Below are 17,300 nucleotides of genomic sequence, written 5' to 3'. Positions count from 1 at the left end.
AACTTCTTGGCTCTTTGTTATCTCGTGTCTTTCTCCGGCAACCCCGGCACCGGCGGCAGGGCCACCGGACGGCCCCTGCCCAGGGGCCTTGCCCGAAGATAATCTCACCATGGCACGCTCGGGGAACCGGCAAGGGTCCCCTGAGCTGTTGAATTTAGTTTTTACATGAAAAGCATGTTGAGATTTACATGAAATATTCTTTTCATGAACGTTTTGCTGCACTCATCAATGATTTATAATGGGTATTACCAAATATTCGTTAATGAATGAATTTGTCTGCACGCTTTGCGGCAGGTGCTGCATGGGCATGGGCAGGTACGTCAAAGTTACGGGGGTTATGGGTCCCGGCAGATATGCGGTCCGGCATGACCTGTCAAACGAATTATTCTATGCCACTGTTGACAGGAATTTCAGGGGCAGAATCGATCCTCTTAACAGGGATACACCCGCAGAATGGTGCCCTTTTTTAATGGATAAAGACGAAAACGGAAATTATTACTGTTCTATCCATGATTCCATCCCCTCTTTCTGCAAAAAATATAAGTGCTGTACATGCAGGATTTCCGGGAGCAATGGAAATCCGGCCGGGATGGTGAAGGGGAGGTCCACCATCGTAACGGACGATAAGGAGCTTGAACAATTATGGAATTCTGCCGTAAACTCCGTCCTGGATCTTGAACTGAATGAACAGAAAAAGAAAATCGTTGAGATAATGAAGGATTCAGGTTACGATGTCAGATATTTCGAATGACGGCAGGCCGCGTGTCCTGGAAATTGAAAACGGTGAGGTTCAGTGCCTACCGAAAAAGAGGGAATCAGTCGATAAGTGCAGGTTCTGTGTGCATTCCAAACGATTCCGGGAGGCAGGCGTCTGGAAAACTTCTCCTGCAAGAGCATACTGTACATTATGCAGGAGCAGCGATTCGGTTGATTTCAACAGGGTTGAAGCAGTAGAATGCGACGATCTGAAAAATGAGGGTTACAGGAGTATTCTTAATATTATCAGTTGATATTAAAAAGTCCCTTCTTTCTGGGTTTTTCATCTTTTTCCTGCAGGATATTGTCCATCTGTTTGTTGTTTGATACCGCGATCGTCCTGATATCATGCATCTGGCTCTTGATCTCCTGTATCATCTTCTGCATATTGTCGAGATCTTTCCTTATTTTGTAGAATTCCTCGTACGATCTCTTGTTTTCACTTTTTATCTCCCCTCCGCCTTCCGTAAAATTTATTCCTGCCTCAACAAGTTCCAAAATCGCCTCTTCCCTTTTAATTCCCCTCGATTTTGAATATTTGTCGATTCTCTCCATTATATCAGGATCAACTGAAAAAGACTGCCTCATTACCACGTTTCCCACTTCCTCATATTTGGTATTATGATGTAAACAGGTTATGATGATTCATTTATTAAAATGATTGAGAATTGCACAGGTGTCAATACTTTCTTCAAAAGAGTGAACAAGTTTATCGAATGCAGATTCGATCCCGTTTTTTTCTGATTCGTTTATCGCGAAATCAAGGCCTTTTTGCTCGTACAGGTAACTCATTAATGCACAAACCACATTTTCATTATTGAACAGCCCGTGCATGTAGGTGCCTATGATCATACCGTCGGGCGATACCGCCCCCTCGCCTTCAAATGCCTCCGTGACTCCTTCTCCAAGTTCCGTTTTACCCATATGTATCTCGTAGCCGGATGCCTCATCGATCCGCGAGAGAATCGGCTCTTTCCCAAGCGATCTTCTCCTGACTTTTGCTGTGGTTTTTTCATATTCGAGAAATTCGGTTTTTAGATCCAGAATCCCGAAACCTTCTATTGTACAGGGTTCTCCGGATTCTATTCCTGAATCTTCGATCACTCTTCCGAGCATCTGGAATCCGCCGCATATTCCGAAGACCGGGATCTTTTTGTCAATAAGCGTTTTCAGTTTCCGGTCGAATCCCGAAATTTTAAGGGTGTTCAGATCGTCTATGGTGTTCTTTGTCCCGGGAAGGATCAGGCAGTCGATATCTTCAAATGAATCGGCCGGATTCAGGTATCTTATCTCCGCGTATCTTTCAAGAGGCTCGAAATCGCTGAAATTCGAGATCTTATCAAGCCTGACAACTCCGATATTTACCGGTTTATCCTCTGAATTGTGCTTTAATTTGTCCTGTATCGAGAGGGAATCTTCACTTGGAAGTTCTACGTGGGAATAGGGCATTACGCCGAGAACTTTTATTCCGGTCTTTTCTTCGATTATCGATATTCCCTTCCTGAATAAATCCGGATCACCCATGAATTTGTTGATTATGAACCCTACGACATTTTTTCTGACATTATCGGGCAGGAGCTGATATGTTCCGATAAGTTGCGCAAAAATACCTCCTCTTTCTATATCGCCGACGATGACGATAGGGATGTTCAGTCTTTCCGCAAGCAGGATGTTTGCGATATCCCTGTCATAAAGGTTCATTTCAGCGGCTCCTCCAGCTCCCTCCACGACGATGTTTCCGAATTTTTCTTCGAGTGAATAATAGGATTTCAGGGCCGTTTCGAGTAATTGTCCGGTTTCGTTGTAATATTCTCCGATCCTGATGTCCTTGTACGGCCTGCCGAGCAGCACTATCTGGGAGGTCCTGTCGCCCTTCGGCTTAAGAAGGATCGGGTTCATCTCGGCCGCCGGCTCGACGCCTGCTGCCATCGCCTGTATGGCTTGTGCGATGCCGATCTCTTTGCCGTCACTGGTGACATATGAATTAAGGCTCATATTCTGTGATTTGAAAGGTGCGCAGGAATAACCGTGATTATAAAGCATTCGGCAAATTGCTGTAACAATTGTGCTTTTGCCTGCATGTGAGGAGCTCCCCAGGATCATCAGCGACATTATCTTCATTAAATCTGTGCTAAAGCTAAATAAATTGGTATAATATGATACATATGCCGCTGGGAAAAATATTTTGCGCGTATTGGCATTTCTCACCGGATTATGGGTATTTTCATGTATTTTTTTCCTGTGTGAATACCCTGCTGTAGCAGATTTGGCCTGAAATCATGCTAACAAATATATAATCAGATTTGTAAGGTACAATGTAATGACTGGTGGTATATGTCCAAAATGTGGACTGCCAAAAGAACTGTGTATTTGTGAAGAAGTCGCAAAGGAACAACAGCAGATTAGCGTTAAGATCAATAAGAGGCGTTACGGCAAAGAAGTAACAATAATCGAGGGCCTTGATCCCTACGATATCGATTTGGATGAACTGCAGAAGCATCTGAAAGGAAAACTTGCCTGCGGCGGTACTGTTAAAGGCAATTCAATCGAACTTCAGGGTAATCACCGCGAACGCGTAAAGAAACTCCTGATGGACAGGGGTTACAAACTTGAAAATATAAATTAATTTAACATGCAAACCACGTTGTGATTTACATGAAACAGTGCATGAAATCTTTGTTTCATGAACTTTTTTTTTCAGATGAAGAACCTGAACGAAATCCACGCGATTATCAGCATAATCAATGAATATTTCAGGCCGGCTATTGCCCTTCCTTCACCCATCTGACCTGCTACAAGTCCGGAGAAAAATGCCTGGATCATTGCGGCATGGGAGAACAGCCTCCTGTAGAAGTCCATATCTATGGCTCCGCCGAAGGAGAGTCCTGAGGTGTCTGTTCCCGAGGATGCAACTGCCGCTCCGGCTTCGGCCATGGTGTCGAGGAACGTACTAGTCATAATCGCAATTACCAGAAGGAAGACAAGAAACGATACAAGAACTATAACGATATAGATCAGCATATTGTTCCGCCTTTCGGTTGCAAGACTGACGAATTCGTATGAATCGTTTGCAGCAGCCCTTAACACCTCGCTTACATCTCCGCCGGCCTGGCTTGCCTTTGCGATAAGATCCACACTTCTTTTCGCGAGCGGAGTCCCCAGCCTTTCACCAAACCTGTGTATGGCGTTTATAAACGGAATATTCCACGAAACTTCGTTGTCGAGCTTTTTTATATACGGGGTAAGCGTTCCGTAATCTCCGTCCGAAACGGTGTGGATGGCGTTTGGAAGTGTCATTCCGCTCTCGTTCATCCCTGCGACATCCCTGAAGAAATTCGGCAGCGCAACCTCGATATTTCGTGTCCTCATCGATTCTTTGGTATCGAGAAATGCAAGGGGTATGAGCATTATGAGGATTGTGATCACGAAGATGTCGTCAATTAACGTCGAATTCAGCAGGGAGTATATTCCGTAGTTCGATATGACCGATATAAACCCGAAGACGAAGAACAGCAGCGCTATCGGTGCGGAGACAATAAGAATGTTTTCGGGCTTTTCAGTCAGTACTTTTACCGGATCTTCAAGAATTCTGTTGAACCCTTCCCTTCGTTTCCTCTTTGAATCGATCTTTTCAAATATCTCGATTTGTTCCAGGTCTGTCTCCCCGGGGATGGCATCTTCATTTTTTTTCTTCCCAAATAGTCCCATTTTACATCTCCGGAGTCATTGCATCAATTAAAATCACGAACATTATACTCCCCAGCGGAATTATCCCGTATATTACGACGTACAAAAACATTGGGCTCGAAGTACTGCTGATAGTCGACATTATAGACTGCAGTATAATCAGGAAAAGCGTTCCTGCGACAAGGGCGGTTACATAAGATTCGGAGATAAGTCCGAGAGTTTCGAGGAAAGTCTTTTGCGTCTGCCGGTTCTCCTTCATGTACTGCTCCGATTTGTTCCTGAAATATTCCGTGAGATTGCTTCCACTCGAGATACTTGCAATTGCACCCTGTAGGAAGTCCCTCATTCTGTCGCTGGGTGTGTACTGGCCTGCCAGTCTCAGGGCGTCCAGCAGGTCCTTTCCGAAGACGTCGATCTCTCTCGTTATGTACCTGGCCTCCACTGCACTTTCGCCGTAGATTTCGCTGTTGCCAAGAAGCCTGAACACTTCTGCAGGCGTAATGCCAGCCGTTGACATGGCGGTAATGTAATTTATGGCGTACGGAAGTGTGGAGTCTATGTTTCTCCTTCTGTCGCCGGCCAGGATGCTTGGGTATATAAGAAAGATCGAATATGTCAGCCCCCCGACTACAACCAATGATATAATCAGAACGAACACGGTGCCTAAAATCAGGCTGTATTTGCTCATTTCAATAAATATATCCGGGACATTTCCCTTATACACGAAAATCTCGGGAAGCCTCAGCAGATATGTAATCAGCGAGAAGAGGATTGCAGCCATCAATCCTGCAATGATCGATGAGAAGTAGGCGGTTGAAATATAGGCCTCATATGGAGTTTTCATCCTGGCCCTGATCATGTCGTTTCTCAGGGTGAGATAATCTTCTCTCTTCTTTTTCGCTCTTTTTCCAAATATCGAGAAGCAGAATCTCTCATAACTGTTCATAAAGCTCACTCCTCACGAACTTAATTATTGCATCGGGATCCCTGAAGTAGGACATGAGAACCCGGCCGACATCCTTGTAGTTGCGGAGGTTTTTAATTCTCATCCATTCGAGAATCTCCTGCCTTCTCTTCAGCTCCTCCTTCATCCTGTCGTCATCCCAGCCTTTTTCCTCCATAATCTCTTCGAGAATGTACGATTTTCCTGAATACCTGATCTCGTCGGTTGAGGGATGCCATTTGAAGACTTCATTGGTAATCAGCTCCTTCGTCCGGGGATCGATATCGAGAACCTCGATCAGCTGTTTGTTCCGGCGAATACGTTTACCACTTATTCTGGCCTGCACCTGGACGCTTACAAGATCGAGGGCGTTTAACATATTCCTCGGGACATTCAGGGGCGGGTTTTCAAGACGGTGGACGACGCTGGCGACCGAATCCGCATGCATTGTTGCATATGTTACGTGACCTGTACTCATCGCCTGGAACAATGTCAGCGCCTCCTGGCCCCTTACTTCTCCTACAAGGATATATTCAGGCCTCTGCCTCAGTGCAGCTCTCAGGAGTTCGTACATGTCGATGGTGCCTTTTCCGTCCGCATCGAAAGATTCTCGCGTCACACTCGGAATCCAGTTTTTATGCGGCAGTTTTAATTCCCTCGTATCCTCAAGCGTGACGATCTTTGCCAGCGGTGGAATGAACAGGGATATTGCATTCAGCGATGTGGTCTTTCCCGAAGCCGTACCACCGGCAAATATGCATGATTTTCCCGCTTCAACGGCAATCCAGATGTAGGCGATCGAAAGGGGTGAGAAGGTTCCCCATTCCGTAAGATCTGTCGGGGTAATCGGTTCTTCCTTGAATTTTCGGATGGTAAATGTAGAACCGTGAGCCGTAACCTCTGTTCCAAGAGTCATCTGAATCCTCGATCCGTCTGCCATTGTCGCATCGAGCATGGGTTCTGCTATCGAGATGTATTTGCCCGCCCTCTGTGCAAGTTTTGTCACAAAAGAGTCGAGATTTGAAGCTTTGTAATACATGAGGTTAGTCTGCAGCGACTCGTAATTTGAATGGAACACGAAGATTGGGGTGTTCAGGCCGTCGCATGAAATGTCTTCTATGTACTTGTCGTGCATAAGGGAGTCGATGAGGCCGTCTCCGATGAAATTCTTATTGATGCTGTAGATAATCTTCTCTCTTTTCTCCGGAGTTAATTTTATACCATAATCACGAAGAATTTCAAGTACCGCTTTTTTGAGTATGTCTCTGGCTTCGTCCGGGCTGATCGATTTCGTATTGACATCCAGGGTTTCAAAGAGTCTCTGTTCTATCTCGGCATACAATTCCTTTTCGGCGTCATTTAACTCAGGTTCGAGAACATTGTAGAGGTATTCGTTTGAATTTTTGTCATAAGTAATCCTGACATATGCATACGGTTCGTTGATCGGATATAGTTCAACGTCTTCAATCCCCTCTTCCGCCCTGAATTCAAGATCAACCAGGCTTCCGTGAATATTAGGATCGTACTCGTCAACTTTGGCCGATACATCCTTGACCTTGGAGAATAATTTTTTCTTTTCCTTTTTACGCTCTTTTTTATTTTCTTCTTCCAGAGTCTCATCGATTTTCGGGAGAGAGATCTTCTTCTCAAATATCTGGTCGATCCTTGAAAGGACTTTTTCCCTGTCTTCAGCCTCGAAAGCCGGTTTTCGTGTTTTAATCTTGAATTCCTCTATCTCAAAGGTAGCACCTTCGGGAAGGATGAGCCCGGAAAAGTCTTCGGCGTACTGGTCGATTAATACAACTCCAGGCTTCTCTTCTTCGCCAGAATCTTCAGACCATTGTGTCTTTTTAGCCTGAGGACGTTTTTTTGCCAGATTGTTGTCCGTGATCTCTTTTTCGGCAATTATTTCTGCAGGCAGCTCTTCTGCTTTTTCAGGGGTTTGCTCCGGCTTCTCTTTTTCGCCGGAATATTCAGACCATTGCGTCTTTTTAGCCTGGGGACGTTTTTTTGCCGGATTATTATCAGGTATATCTTTTTCGGCAATTATCTCCGTGGCCAGTTCCTCTGTATTTTTGGGGGGCTGCTCCGGCTTTTGGATTACAGGCTGTTTTTCAGGTTTTTTTGTAACGGAGTCGATAATCTCCTGAAAAGATTTTGTCTTCTGGGTGAAGATCCCGGGAGTTTGGAAAGGCTGAATAATATCTTCCCAGTTTTTTGTCTCTTCTTCAGCGATCTCCTTTTTTTCCTCAGGAACGATCACAGGTTCGTTTATTGAATCCGTAACCTCTTCTTCAAATAAAGTAGAGCTGTCATATTGTCCGATTTCGCGATTGTCGCTCTGCTGTTCCGAACTTTTCATCAGTTCAAAGATCTTTTTCAGCTCTGCAGAACCGTCGTTATTCGTCGCCCCGGAAGAACCTGTTCTCTCATCCTTTTTTTGTTCTTTAAAATTCAGAAGATCTGAGAAATCATCTTTTTTCTCCAGAGAAAGAGACACTATATTTGAAGACTCAGGTTGGATCTCTTCTTTTGGATTGATGGGCTGAAAAAGATATGATTCCTGTTGAGATGACTTATTCTCCCTCTTTTCCGGTTGAAATTTTGATAAAAGAGTACTTAGATCGTCGTAATCCTGATCTGCTGTTCTGCCCGGAATATTTTTTTGTGTTTCAGGTTCATTTTCTTCAAATAACAGCTTCTCATATCCTGACCCTGCAGATCCGGTATTGCCTGGTGATTCGGCATCATCCGTGGATTTCTGCTTTTTGAATAATGATCCGAATTTATGTTTATTATTCTTTTTATCGTCCATATACAGCTGCACCTCCTCCCAATTTATATCTCAAGATTGATGACTGCGTCTCTTCCCGGCTGAATTATCTCGTATTTATGTTCCCTATTTTCATTGTCGGTAATTGTGCAGTCATATTTCCCTTTATGCAGGACAAATGAGACATGCCCTTCTTTGGATGTGGTATCCAGAAGTCCGGTGTCTCCGATCCTGAATATTTTTACCTTAAGACCCTCTGCAGGGAGCCCTTCGTGTGTTATTATGAGCGTGATTTTTGCAGGTTTCAGGCTGAATTTGGAAAATTCAGGGAGGTCCCGAGTTTTTTCCGTCTCCATCAGATGGCTCTTTTCATAAATCCTGGATCTTGCAGAGATAGATTCCGCCAGGTTTTTATCAATCAGAAATAACCTGAAAGAACCATTTTTATCAATATTATATACTACCTTATCCCCGAACATCATCCCGTGGCCGTCAACCTGTATCGCCCCCTCTCCTTCGCCGTTTACAAAAACCAGTATGCAGGTGCTCTTCCCCCTGGTCTGAACTGCAAGGGCATGATATTTTTTTTCACCAATTATCCCGTTGAGATCACTAAAATTAAATTCACCGGCATAATTGGCATCATTCAAAACCTTTTCAAATAATTCAATTATTTCCATAAATCCCCGCCCTTATGTCCCCCCGGTTATGGACTGAATCAGAAATATTCTATTCCAGATAGAAAGGTTTCTGATACAATCACATTTGAAGATATCTATTACCAGAATAATTTCAAAAATAAACACTAAAAATAAGGTCTTGTTAAACAATTAATGTTTGATATATGACTGAACTTCTTATTATTTCTTCACTGGCAATTGCGATTACATTATTTTATGCCTCATATCTGGACATTAAACAGAGAAGGGTTCCGTTTGTGACGTGGATTCCTGCAATTGCAGTTGCAGGTGCTCTGGTGATTATTTTTTACTATCTCAACTACGGTCAGTATGCCGGGATCGATATTTTGCAGTTCTCGATCCTTCCCTTTATAATTGCATTTATGCTACTCTTTTTAGACTGGGCATATACTGTTTATATCAAAAAGGTCGACAGTTCCGAGCTCGACAAAAAGATCCTGGCGGAGACATATATCTCATGGTTTTTATTATCAATACCCTCCTCCGTTCTGGTATTCAGCTATTTTACCGGCTATATCAACTTTTTTTCAATATTTGCATTAATCTCGTTTATCTTCTGCATCTTCCTCGAGCTGATCTCGGTTATGCATCTCTGGGGCGGAGCCGATTCTACGGCGATGATAATAATATCCTCCACGATCCCTTTTTTCCCGGTTGTACCCTTATGGGGTTATCCGGAGGTGACATTCTTCTTCCCGATGAGCGTAATGCTCAATGCGGTATTGTTGAACCTTTCAGTACCTGTGGGATTGTTCATCTATAATGTCCTTAAAAAGAACAGGGCTCCGCTGAAGTATATGTTCATCGGTTACCCTGTTCCGGGGAAGGACATCACTGATCATTTCGGGTATATCATCGAGGAGTTTGAAGAAAACGGCGATCGGATCGAGAGGAAGTTCCTGAAGTTCAGTTCATCAATCGGCAGAATGGTCTCGGGAAAAAGGAGGATGTATACCCAGGATTTCCGGAACAATCCTTCCGAATACAAAAAAGAGCTGGAACTCTACAAAAAGGCCGGTTCTGTGTGGATCAGTTTCGGGGTTCCGTTTATCATTCCCATACTGGCAGGATTCCTGTTCACGTTTTTTATAGGTGATATATTCAGTTTATTATTGCAGATCGCCGGAGTTGTATAATGCTGAAAATAAATTTTGACGATAACGGCCTTGTTCCTGTAATTGCACAGGATGCGGATTCAATGGAAGTCCTGATGCTTGCATATGCAAATCAGGATGCAGTTAATAAGACAGTTGCCACGGGTTATGCACATTATTATTCCCGGAGCCGGGGAAAGATCTGGAAGAAAGGCGAAGAGAGCGGCAATGTCCAGGAGATTGTGAGGATACTTGTCGACTGCGATGAGGATACCCTCGTCTACCAGGTCAGGCAGAAGGGAAAGGGCGCATGCCATACAGGCTATGAAAAGTGTTTTTACAGGACAATAGACGGTGAAGTGGTGGCAAAAAAGATGTTTGATCCTGGTTTGATTTATAAAAAGAATGACAAAAAATTAAAATCTCCGTAAATGGCGGATGAATCACTTCAGCGGAACCATATGTCCGGCAGATTTCCGGCTTTTTATTTTTCATGATTTTTAATAAAAGTATAATTAATGATTAGCAACATGAGTTTAATGGTGGTTTTTTAATGAAACTTGTACCAGATACCAGCGTCGTTATAGACGGACGCATCACCTCGATGATTCAGGATTCGGGTGAATATAAAGGGGCCACAATAATTGTTCCGGAGGCCGTAATAGCAGAATTGGAGGCGCAGGCAAACCAGGGTCGAGAAATCGGTTTCAGCGGTCTTACCGAGCTTCAGGAACTTTCAAAACTGGCAGAAGAAGGGATTATAGAGATTAAATATGTGGGCGAGAGACCCAGTCTTGACCAGGTAAAACTGGCAAGCGGGGGAGAGATCGATGCTTTAATCCGAAAGGTCGCTCTTGAGCACGAAGACGCCCTGTTTATAACATCGGATATAGTTCAGTCCGAGGTTGCAAGAGCGAAGGGGATTAATGTATTATACCTAAAACCCCAGATCGGGGAATTCTCACCTCTGACAATCGATAACTATTTCGATGAGAATACCCTGGCGGTCTTTTTAAAAGAGAGAACAAAGCCTGTGGCAAAGAAGGGGACGCTTCGCGACAGCAAAATCATCTATCTCAGGGAAGAGCCTCTCTCCGAATATGAACTGAAACACATGTCCCAGGAGATACTTGAGAGGGCAAAGAGAGATCCCGACGGATTCATCGAACTCGAGAAGAGAGGTATAACTATCGTTCAGATAGGCTCGATGCGTATATCCATCTCCAGGAGGCCGTTCTCAGATGGTATGGAGATTACAGCGGTAAGACCCATCGTCGAAAGATCGCTTAACGACTACAAGATGGCCGATGTTATCGGGAAGAAGCTTTCCGGAGGGAAGAGGGGAATTATTATCACCGGAGCTCCGGGTACTGGAAAGACTACTCTTGCACAGAGTGCAGCGGTATTCCTGTCTGAAAAGGGTTCTGTTGTCAAGACTATGGAGGCACCGAGAGATATCCAGGTTCCTGACAAAATTACGCAGTACACCGCACTCGAAGGAAGCATGGAGAATACCGCAGAGGTCATGCTCCTGATAAGGCCGGATTTCGTCATATTCGATGAACTCAGGAAAAATGTCGATTTCAGGGTGTTTGCAGATATGCGGCTTGCAGGTGTAGGCATGGTGGGCGTCGTGCACGCAACAAATGCCGGGGATGCCCTGCAGAGATTCCTTGGAAGGGTCGAATTCGGTGTAATCAACCAGGTGATCGATACGATTGTTCTCGTAAAAGACGGTGAGATCGCAGCAGTTTATGACCTTCTCTTCGATTTCAAAGTGCCCGAATTCATACCTGATGAGGATGACGAACTGTCGATAAGGCCTGTAATATCGGTCGTCAATTACTCCACCGGAAAGGTCGAGTCCGAGATCTTCAGGTATGACGGTGAGACCATATTGATCTCTGAAAAGGCAACCGAGTTGTCCGAACCGGGAAAACAGCCGGAAGCGGAGAAGGAAGCGGCAGGCGGAGATATCTCCATGAGGCTTGTGGAGAGAGAGATCCAGAGAGAGATCGGCCGTTTCACTGCAGGAAAGATCATAGTCTCCATGCAGAATGAGAATAAGGCGGTCGTTTATATCGACGACAAGGATGTTCCTGCAGCAATCGGAAAGGGCGGGAAAAACGTCGCCTCTATTGTTAATAAATTGAGTATCGGTATCGATATACGGCCGATGAGTGAATATTCGTCGGAAGTTCAGCCGAAGAAGGAGGCCGATTATGACAAACCCGTTCTTATGCCTGCAGCAGGGGACGCCGGTAAAAAGGGCGGCCTCGATATCCGCATCGACAGGAAGAATCTTATCGTCAGTTCTCCTGAGAACAGGGGAAAGATCGTGGATGTTTTCGGAGGGAAGGAGTACCTCTTCACCGCCACGGTAAATGACGACGGCGAGATCCATATGTCCAAAAACAACAGTATCGCACAGGAAATGATACGCAGGTATAATGACGGAGAAGAGATCAGGCTGAGGCCTGTATAAAATAACTTATTATCAATTATTCGGAGCTGGTTTTAATTGGCGAAATTTGACATGCGTGAATATGAAAAAGAATACAGGGACGCCTGGTCGCATATTTTTGAAGCTGACCCGGGCGAAGCAGATAAATTCTATGTAAATGTTGCCTATCCGTATCCAAGCGGTGCGATGCATGTAGGGCACGGCAGGACGTATATAGTTCCTGACGTGATCGCACGCTATTACAGGATGCGTGGTAAGCATGTTCTCTTCCCGATGGCATTCCATGTAACCGGAACGCCTGTAATCGGTATTTCGAGGAGAATCGCAAACGGGGATGAGAAGACAATCAAACTGTACCGCGATCTGTACAGGGTTCCCGAAGATGTCCTGGAAAAATTCGTTGATCCCGACGAGATTGTCCGCTATTTCAGCAGCGAATATGAACGGATTATGCGCAACTGTGGTCTTTCAATCGACTGGAGAAGGCGCTTTACTACAGTATACCCCCAGTACAGCAAATTCATCGAATGGCAGTACCTTCACCTGATGGAGGGCAACCATGTCGTCCGTGGGGCACATCCGGTAAAGTACTGCCCTCAGTGCGACAACCCTGTCGGAGACCACGACCTGCTTGAGGGAGAGAAGGCGGAGATAGTCAAATTCGTACTGATAATGTTTAAGTGGAACGATTTCCTGATCCCGTGCGCTACTCTCAGGCCCGAGACGACATACGGAGTTACAAATCTCTGGATAAACCCTGATGTCATCTACAGGAAGGTCCTGGTGGACGGCCAGAAGTGGATTCTCTCTCCCGAGGCGGCGAAAAAGATCGGTCTCCAGGATCATGTCGTAGAAGATCTTGGCGAAATTAAGGGTTCGGAACTGGTCGACCAGACTGTGTCGAATCCGTTCTGCGGAGAAGTACCTGTACTGCCTGCGACCTTTGTCGATCCCAATATGGCGACCGGAATCGTAATGAGTGTCCCGGCACATGCTCCCTTCGACTATATCGCCCTGAGGGATCTTCAGTCCGCAGGGAAATATACTTCCATAAAACCCGTTCCGCTCATTGTTGTCGAGGGTTACGGGGAGTGCCCCGCAAGGGATGCAGTTGAGAGATCGGGTATAAAAGACCAGAACGATCCCGGTATGGAGACTCTTACGCAGGAGGTCTACAGTGCGGAATTTTCCGGCGGGCGTATGTTGCCCCAGTACGGCGGAAAACCGGTGAAGGTTGCCCGTGAAGAGTTCTCCCAGATTATGCTGGAACAGCACGGCTCTCATGTAATGTACGAGTTTGACGTGCGCAACGTCATGTGCCGCTGCGGCGGAACGGTCTATGTGAGGATCTTAAAGGACCAGTGGTTCCTGCAGTACAGCGATCCCGTATGGAAAGAGGCTGTTCACGAACAGCTTAAGGAGATAAATATTGTACCCGCCGAAGTCCGTGCCGAATTCGACAGGACGATAGACTGGCTGAACGACTGGGCGTGCACCCGCCGCGTAGGTCTCGGAACCAAACTGCCGTGGGACAAGAACTGGCTCGTCGAACCGCTCTCGGATTCGACAATCTATATGGCCTTCTATACGATTGCGCACAAGCTGATAAAACTCGAAGCAGCAAAGCTGACCCCCGAGGTATTCGATTATATATTCCTCGGGAAAGGCTCGTCTGAAGGTCTGCCTCTCGACAAGGAGACGGTCGAGGATCTCAGGTCCGAATTCCTATACTGGTATCCATATGATTTCAGGTTCTCGGCAAAGGACCTGATCTCTAACCATCTTACGTTCCAGCTGTTCCATCACAAGGCGCTGTTCCCGAAGGAACTGCAGCCCCGGGGAATGGTTGTCTTCGGAATGGGACTCCTTGAAGGAGCGAAGATGTCCTCTTCAAAAGGAAATGTGATCCTGCTTGAGGATGCCGTGGAGGAAGTCGGTGCTGATACCGTTCGTATGTTCCTTGTCGGAAGTGCGGAACCCTGGCAGGACTTCGACTGGAGACGGGAGCTTGTTTCATCGACAAGAAAACAGATTGAACGCTTCATCAATAATGTGGAAGACAGCCTTGAGGCTGACGGGGAATACCCGATAGATACATGGCTCATATCCAGGATGCAGGAGCATATAAAGAACGCAACTGCGGCAATGAACTCTTTCCAGACCCGCCAGGCGCTTCAGGAGGCATATTTTGCCATAGAGTCGGATCTCAAGTGGTACAGGAAGAGGCTCCCGGGCGATGTCCGCCAGTCTGCCGCCGTGAACAAGATCAGCGATTCATGGATCAGGCTGCTTGCACCTTTCATACCTTTCTCGGCACAGAAACTCTGGGAAGAGATCGGCGGAGAGGGGCAGGTCGCGTTTTCATCCTGGCCTGAACCTGATGAGTCACTGATCGATCCGTCCCTTGAGCTTGCGGAGGAGCTCCTGTCGAGAACGGTCGAGGATATCGATTCGATCATGAAGCTGATCCAGATAGAGCCTTCGGGCCTCACGCTTTTCATCTCCCCCGACTGGAAGTTCAGTATATTTGAAAAGATTTCCATGGCCGACAACAAAGGCAAGGTGATCTCTGAGATCATGAAGGACGAAGATATGAGAAAACGTGGAAAGAGTGCGACAGATGCCGCAAAACAGATTACAAACCTGATCCACCGTCTGCCTCCCGAGGTTGTCGAGAGAATATCTTCTGTTTCGATAGACGAGGAGGAGGTCTTCGAAAGTGCGAGAGAGTTCATCGAAAAGGAGTTTGGTCTTCCTCTAAATATTGTTCCTGCAGAGGAGAGCACTCACCAGAAGGCACAGCAGGCGCTTCCGTTCAAGCCGGCGATCGTAATCGAATGAATTTAATTTTTTTATTTTATTAATTTGAACAAAAATTATTGATTATTTGTTTTTAACAGCTTCAGTTGCTTTCTTCTTTCGTTCTTTCGTGTTGTAGCCGGTGACGTACTCCAGGTAGTCCCTGAATCTCCTGTTCGTATCGAGAACGATCTTGTCGGCCTCGTCTTCGGAGAATGAATCGTATAGGTCCGATCTTGAATGTGTGTCGACACACAGGAGGCTTCCTTTTTCGTTGATCCATGCTTCAAGGCAGCTGAACGATCCGAATTCTATCTCATAGTGTCCGTCTTTTTCAGTACCGACAGCGTCGAAATATTTCTCAAGACCGTCTTTCATCCTTTCTTCGAGGCCGTCTTTGAAACCTCTTTTAATGGAGTATTCCTGCATGCAGTATTATTGTCCTTCATCGGATTAATTTATTCAGATCGCGATATTTGCGAATTCTGCCCGTTTGAATTGTGCATTATGGGAATGTATATAAACTGTTTCGCCAATGAGATAATTAGGGGATTTTATGGAAGATATAAGAATTAAAGCTGAGCCTTCAAAAGGCAAGCACGATATAGCACTTATCGGTTTCCCCGGAAGCGGTCTTGTTGGCAGCATCTCTATGCAGTATCTTGTTGATAATGCAGGTTTTGAATATGTCGGGAGCATCACAAGCAAGTACTTCCCGCCGATAGTAATGATGATGGACGGACTTGTAAACGCCCCGTTGAGAATTTATGAAAAGGATTCGATGTTTGCATTTGTTTCGGATATACCGATTCATCCGACAATCAGCTATGAACTGTCGAATACGATTATCCAGTGGCTGAAGGACTACGATGTCGGGGAGATCAATGTCATTGCCGGAATTGTGACCAATACCCTGGAAAAGAGAGTGTTCGGTGTCGCGACCGAACAGGGTCTGCTCGAAAAAATAAAGGACCACACTGAGATCCTTTCGATGGGAAGTATCTCCGGCGTTCCCGGAAGCATACTCTCGGATTGCAAGGCCCTTGAGATCCCCTGTATTGGATTCCTCGGGGAAACTGTAAACACCCCGGACCCACGTTCGGCAGTTTCAGTCCTTGAGGTGCTTAACAAGGTATATGAGGAGTTGAATGTCGATGTCAAACCGCTGATGGAGCAGGCCGAAGAGATCGAGGCAACCATGCAGAAGATGGCGGAACAGGTGCAGAAAACGGAAGAGCAGCAGCAGGTACCTAAGAAAGAGCACCTGCCAATGTACGGTTGAGGGTGGCAGGAATGAAGATTGCAGCAATTACCGGTATTTCCCCGAATGTAATAGCGGAATTAAAGAAGGGAAAACCGAGGACTCTTGAACTCCAGAGCGCCCATAACATTATCACTCTCACTGATGTTCTCCCCGGCGATCATGTGTTCATGACGCATATCGATCTCGATGATGTGTGCTCGGGCGATCCCGGGATTATCGTCGAGGTTCTCTCTATAACGATAAACATGAAGAGAATGGTCGAATATATCAATCCCTATTATTACGAGGAAAAGGAGAGAATGTCGGCCAGAATTCAGGTAAAATATGTTGACAACACTATTGCGAAGGGTGTTGACGGAAGGTACTGGGCCAAACCGACTGTCGTTGACATTCTCCCGTCGGCAGTCTTCCATGCCGGCTAAATTTTTTTTGAAAAAAAAAGATTAATTAACCTGAACAGGCGTATAATATAAGGTAATCTTTTGTTTGGGCCTGTGGCTTAGCCTGGACATAGCGCCGGGCTTCTAACCCGGATGTCGGGGGTTCGAATCCCTCCAGGCCCGTTGTTTTTTTTATGATTTTTTTGAAGGGCTGTGAAAGATCTTAGATTTGTTGAATTATTCATGGTTAAGGGAGGGGGAAGTTTCCCCCTCCCTGCGACCCACCCCCTCTGTGGCGATAGGTCACCTTCGGGATGGACAAGCATCCCTCCGGCTCCATTTTCCCGTCTGAGGCAACCGGAGGGCTGTCTCCCTTTCGAAACCCGGGACAACCTCCATTTTTGGGATTGTTCTTCTCGCGGCCGAGGCAACCGAAGGG

The 17,300-nt window shown here is 45.8% G+C and carries 16 protein-coding genes and 1 tRNA gene; 10 read left to right on the top strand and 7 right to left on the bottom strand.

Translation table 11 applies throughout. From position 1 onward, the window contains the following. The first annotated feature begins 262 nt into the window (after positions 1-262). Together MPET_RS14540 and MPET_RS09235 are read left to right on the top strand one after the other, a co-directional pair. Positions 263-751, top strand: a complete 489-nt coding sequence (locus MPET_RS14540; protein WP_013329755.1) for a YkgJ family cysteine cluster protein — start codon at positions 263-265, stop codon at positions 749-751. After that, positions 732-1,010, top strand: a complete 279-nt coding sequence (locus MPET_RS09235) for a hypothetical protein (protein ID WP_013329754.1) — start codon at positions 732-734, stop codon at positions 1,008-1,010. The genes MPET_RS14540 and MPET_RS09235 overlap by 20 nt, the downstream gene beginning before the upstream one ends. Here the strand turns inward: MPET_RS09235 and MPET_RS09230 are convergent. Beyond that, a complete protein-coding gene (locus MPET_RS09230; RefSeq protein ID WP_148222215.1) occupies positions 1,003-1,350 on the bottom strand; it encodes a type II secretion system protein E in 348 nt (115 codons plus the stop codon). The two genes, MPET_RS09235 and MPET_RS09230, sit on opposite strands and share 8 nt — an antisense overlap. Positions 1,351-1,401: 51 nt before the next feature. Further along, on the bottom strand, positions 1,402-2,868 hold the full coding sequence (locus MPET_RS09225; RefSeq protein WP_048130806.1) for a cobyric acid synthase: 1,467 nt from the start codon (positions 2,866-2,868) through the stop codon (positions 1,402-1,404). 208 nt (positions 2,869-3,076) lie between these two features. Between MPET_RS09225 and yciH the strand changes: the two genes are divergently transcribed. After that, positions 3,077-3,382, top strand: a complete 306-nt coding sequence (yciH, locus tag MPET_RS09220) for a stress response translation initiation inhibitor YciH (protein WP_013329751.1) — start codon at positions 3,077-3,079, stop codon at positions 3,380-3,382. 71 nt (positions 3,383-3,453) lie between these two features. Here the strand turns inward: yciH and MPET_RS09215 are convergent, their stop codons facing one another. From MPET_RS09215 to MPET_RS09200, 4 genes are read right to left on the bottom strand one after another with little or no spacing between them, the layout of a single operon-like run. Continuing rightward, positions 3,454-4,464 (bottom strand): type II secretion system F family protein, encoded by a 1,011-nt coding sequence (locus tag MPET_RS09215; protein WP_013329750.1) that lies wholly within the window; start codon positions 4,462-4,464, stop codon positions 3,454-3,456. Between the two features lies 1 nt (position 4,465). Then, positions 4,466-5,389 carry a type II secretion system F family protein gene (locus MPET_RS09210; protein ID WP_013329749.1) on the bottom strand — a complete coding sequence of 308 codons (924 nt, stop codon included), beginning with the start codon at positions 5,387-5,389 and terminating at the stop codon, positions 4,466-4,468. Further along, positions 5,376-8,201 (bottom strand): type II/IV secretion system ATPase subunit, encoded by a 2,826-nt coding sequence (locus tag MPET_RS15660; RefSeq protein ID WP_013329748.1) that lies wholly within the window; start codon positions 8,199-8,201, stop codon positions 5,376-5,378. Before MPET_RS15660 ends, MPET_RS09210 begins: the two co-directional genes overlap by 14 nt. Before the next feature lie 23 nt (positions 8,202-8,224). Next, positions 8,225-8,839, bottom strand: a complete 615-nt coding sequence (locus MPET_RS09200) for a hypothetical protein (protein ID WP_013329747.1) — start codon at positions 8,837-8,839, stop codon at positions 8,225-8,227. 164 nt (positions 8,840-9,003) lie between these two features. On the opposite strand from MPET_RS09200, the gene MPET_RS09195 reads away from it, so the two are divergent. The 4 genes from MPET_RS09195 (at position 9,004) to leuS (ending at position 15,259) form a co-directional block, all read left to right on the top strand. Continuing rightward, complete coding sequence (locus tag MPET_RS09195) at positions 9,004-9,996, top strand: A24 family peptidase C-terminal domain-containing protein (protein WP_013329746.1); 993 nt, start codon at positions 9,004-9,006, stop codon at positions 9,994-9,996. Between the two features lie 2 nt (positions 9,997-9,998). Then, positions 9,999-10,385 carry a phosphoribosyl-AMP cyclohydrolase gene (gene hisI, locus MPET_RS09190; RefSeq protein WP_048131083.1) on the top strand — a complete coding sequence of 129 codons (387 nt, stop codon included), beginning with the start codon at positions 9,999-10,001 and terminating at the stop codon, positions 10,383-10,385. 122 nt (positions 10,386-10,507) lie between these two features. After that, the gene (locus tag MPET_RS09185) at positions 10,508-12,439 is read left to right on the top strand and encodes a PINc/VapC family ATPase (protein ID WP_013329744.1); all 1,932 of its coding nucleotides are present in this window, start codon (positions 10,508-10,510) and stop codon (positions 12,437-12,439) included. 51 nt (positions 12,440-12,490) lie between these two features. Continuing rightward, the gene (gene leuS, locus MPET_RS09180) at positions 12,491-15,259 is read left to right on the top strand and encodes a leucine--tRNA ligase (RefSeq protein ID WP_013329743.1); all 2,769 of its coding nucleotides are present in this window, start codon (positions 12,491-12,493) and stop codon (positions 15,257-15,259) included. Positions 15,260-15,301: 42 nt separating this feature from the next. Here the strand turns inward: leuS and MPET_RS09175 are convergent, their stop codons facing one another. Further along, positions 15,302-15,646 (bottom strand): DUF5611 family protein, encoded by a 345-nt coding sequence (locus MPET_RS09175; RefSeq protein WP_013329742.1) that lies wholly within the window; start codon positions 15,644-15,646, stop codon positions 15,302-15,304. 127 nt (positions 15,647-15,773) lie between these two features. Here MPET_RS09175 and MPET_RS09170 point away from each other — a divergent pair, with 127 nt between their 5' ends. The 3 genes from MPET_RS09170 to MPET_RS09160 all read left to right on the top strand — a co-directional run bounded on the left by MPET_RS09170 (position 15,774) and on the right by MPET_RS09160 (position 17,044). Beyond that, positions 15,774-16,499, top strand: coding sequence for a proteasome assembly chaperone family protein (locus MPET_RS09170; RefSeq protein ID WP_013329741.1), 726 nt, complete (start codon positions 15,774-15,776; stop codon positions 16,497-16,499). An 11-nt stretch (positions 16,500-16,510) separates the two neighbouring features. Next, on the top strand, positions 16,511-16,903 hold the full coding sequence (locus MPET_RS09165) for a DUF473 domain-containing protein (protein ID WP_013329740.1): 393 nt from the start codon (positions 16,511-16,513) through the stop codon (positions 16,901-16,903). 66 nt (positions 16,904-16,969) lie between these two features. After that, positions 16,970-17,044 (top strand) — tRNA-Arg (locus MPET_RS09160). Positions 17,045-17,300 lie beyond the last annotated feature (256 nt).

Source organism: Methanolacinia petrolearia DSM 11571, assembly GCF_000147875.1.
In the GTDB taxonomy this organism is placed as follows: Archaea; Halobacteriota; Methanomicrobia; order Methanomicrobiales; family Methanomicrobiaceae; genus Methanolacinia; species Methanolacinia petrolearia.
Note: the sequence above shows the minus strand (reverse complement) of the source record. Positions and strands in the feature narration are given on the sequence as shown.

Excerpts from the sequence above, each read along its gene's own strand:
- MPET_RS09170 (WP_013329741.1), top strand. The coding sequence starts at position 15,774 with ATGGAAGATATAAGAATTAAAGCTGAGCCTTCAAAAGGCAAGCACGAT.
- MPET_RS15660 (WP_013329748.1), bottom strand. The coding sequence starts at position 8,201 with ATGGACGATAAAAAGAATAATAAACATAAATTCGGATCATTATTCAAA.
- MPET_RS09175 (WP_013329742.1), bottom strand. The coding sequence starts at position 15,646 with ATGCAGGAATACTCCATTAAAAGAGGTTTCAAAGACGGCCTCGAAGAA.
- MPET_RS14540 (WP_013329755.1), top strand. The coding sequence starts at position 263 with ATGAATGAATTTGTCTGCACGCTTTGCGGCAGGTGCTGCATGGGCATG.
- MPET_RS09225 (WP_048130806.1), bottom strand. The coding sequence starts at position 2,868 with ATGTCGCTGATGATCCTGGGGAGCTCCTCACATGCAGGCAAAAGCACA.
- MPET_RS09165 (WP_013329740.1), top strand. The coding sequence starts at position 16,511 with ATGAAGATTGCAGCAATTACCGGTATTTCCCCGAATGTAATAGCGGAA.
- MPET_RS09210 (WP_013329749.1), bottom strand. The coding sequence starts at position 5,389 with ATGAACAGTTATGAGAGATTCTGCTTCTCGATATTTGGAAAAAGAGCG.
- MPET_RS09200 (WP_013329747.1), bottom strand. The coding sequence starts at position 8,839 with ATGGAAATAATTGAATTATTTGAAAAGGTTTTGAATGATGCCAATTAT.
- leuS (WP_013329743.1), top strand. The coding sequence starts at position 12,491 with ATGCGTGAATATGAAAAAGAATACAGGGACGCCTGGTCGCATATTTTT.
- MPET_RS09235 (WP_013329754.1), top strand. The coding sequence starts at position 732 with ATGTCAGATATTTCGAATGACGGCAGGCCGCGTGTCCTGGAAATTGAA.
- MPET_RS09195 (WP_013329746.1), top strand. The coding sequence starts at position 9,004 with ATGACTGAACTTCTTATTATTTCTTCACTGGCAATTGCGATTACATTA.
- MPET_RS09215 (WP_013329750.1), bottom strand. The coding sequence starts at position 4,464 with ATGGGACTATTTGGGAAGAAAAAAAATGAAGATGCCATCCCCGGGGAG.
- MPET_RS09185 (WP_013329744.1), top strand. The coding sequence starts at position 10,508 with ATGAAACTTGTACCAGATACCAGCGTCGTTATAGACGGACGCATCACC.
- yciH (WP_013329751.1), top strand. The coding sequence starts at position 3,077 with ATGACTGGTGGTATATGTCCAAAATGTGGACTGCCAAAAGAACTGTGT.